Origin of the sequence: Dietzia sp. SYD-A1 (genome assembly GCF_015356725.1) — a bacterium.
Taxonomy (GTDB): domain Bacteria; phylum Actinomycetota; class Actinomycetes; order Mycobacteriales; family Mycobacteriaceae; genus Dietzia.
On sequence record NZ_JADDKI010000466.1, the window covers coordinates 1 to 1,807 of the forward strand.

Here is a 1,807-nt window from a genome sequence, read left to right on the forward strand (position 1 = left end):
GGGTGCACCGGGTGCGGCCGCGGCCGGAGCCGCGTCTGATCGGTCCGCACCGGCCGTGCCGGGGGTGTTGACGGCCGGTGCGGGGTCTGTGGGGGCCGCCTGCTCGGCGGCCGCGGGGGTGGTCGGACCTGCGTCGCCCGACCCGCTGGTGGGCTCCGGGGCGTCCACCGCGTCGTCGTCGACCTCCACGCTGGGCGGCAGTGTGCCGTACAGCGTCGCCGAGTCGCGCTCGACGTTGAGCACCTGGGCGCGGGGCCCGCGGTGCGTGGGCAGGTCGAGGGTCTTGGAGGCGAGGTTCGCCACGGTCGGGGCGTTGGCCACGCCGACCTCGACAAAACACTCGATGCCCAGTCCGCCGCGCTCGATCGGCGTGAACAGCAACTCCTGGGTCTCGATCCATCGGACCGGGCTGGCGAACTGCCAGGCCAGGAGCTCCACCAGGAGCAGGCGTCCCAGACGCGTCGGGGTGGCGGACCACGAATCCCAGTCCGCGAGGACCTCGGCGAGCGAGTCGGCCGGCACGAGGTCCGCGATCTCCTGCACGAAGTCGCGCTCGAGACTGAACAGACGCGGCACGAGGTTGGGGATGTAGCGACCCACGAGTACCGAGATGTCGATGTCGTGCGGGATCAGCGCGTCGAGGGTGGCCCGGAAGTCCGGGACGCCGCCGCGCAGGACGGTGGAGTGGAACGGCACGTCGATGCCGGGCACCAGGATGAAGGCGTTCTTGCCGCCGGACCTCTCGAGCTCCCGCTCGACGGCCTTCTCCAGGGCCTTGCAGCCGGCGACGGTGCCGGCCAGCGCGTACTGCGAGCCCGCGAGGTTGTAGTTGACGATCTCGATGAACTCACCGGACTCTTCGGCCACGCCGGCCACCCAGTCCACGACCTCGTCGTCACCGATGCCCATCTGGGACGGCCGGATCGCGGCCATCCGGTAGTCGGACCGACCCTCGGCATCGCGCGGGACGAGCTCGTGCATGGTCGATCCGCGCTGGAAGACGATCTCCAGCAGCGGCTCGAGCTCGAGCGTTCCGGAGATGGCGGCCAGGGCATCGTACTCGCCGATCGAGTGGCCGGCGAAGTAGGCGCCGTCGACGAACAACCCGTCCGCCTCCAGCTCGGCGCGCTGCGCCACCGCGAGGCAGGCCATCGCGACCTGGGTGAACTGCGTCAGGTACAGCACTCCGTCGGGGTGCCGGTGGACGGTGCCCCGGACGGTCACCTCCGTGGGATTGTCGCGGACGAGCGCCAGGATGGAGAAGCCGAGGGCCTTCCGGGTGTGCGCGTCGGCGCGGTCCCAGATCTCGCGGGCGGCGGGGCATCGGGTGCGCCCCTCCATGCCCATCCCCTTGGCCTGGATGCCCTGGCCGGGGAAGGCGTAGACGGTGCGGGGGGCCTCGGTCAGCGCGGTGGCGGCCATGACGGTGGCCCCGTCGACCGTGCAGGTGACCTCGAGGACCTGGCCGCCGGCGAACCGCCCCGTCTGGACGGCCCGGACGGCGATGTGGTCACCCGGTCGGACCGGCGCGAGCATGCGGGCGGTCCACCCGGCGATCCGCAGGGCGGGGTCGCGGCCGTCCGAGGCCTGTACCGCGTGTTGCGCTGCGGCCGAGAGCCACATGCCGTGGACGATCACGCCGCCGAGGCCGGCCAGGTCGGCCGCGGTGTCGGAGACGTGGATGGGGTTGTGGTCGCCGGAGACCAGTGCGAAGGCGGTCATGTCGTGCGGCGCGGTGAGCGAGGTGGACACCCGCTGCTGGCGGCTCGTCTCGGCCGGGCTCGCGGTCCCTCCCTCGGCCGTGATC

The 1,807-nt window shown here is 72.4% G+C and carries 1 protein-coding gene; it reads right to left on the reverse strand.

All coding sequences use genetic code 11. The features are described 5' to 3' along the window. Positions 1-1,807, reverse strand: a 1,807-nt coding sequence (locus tag IY392_RS15735; protein ID WP_194861715.1) for an acyltransferase domain-containing protein, incomplete at both ends; no start/stop codon positions are given.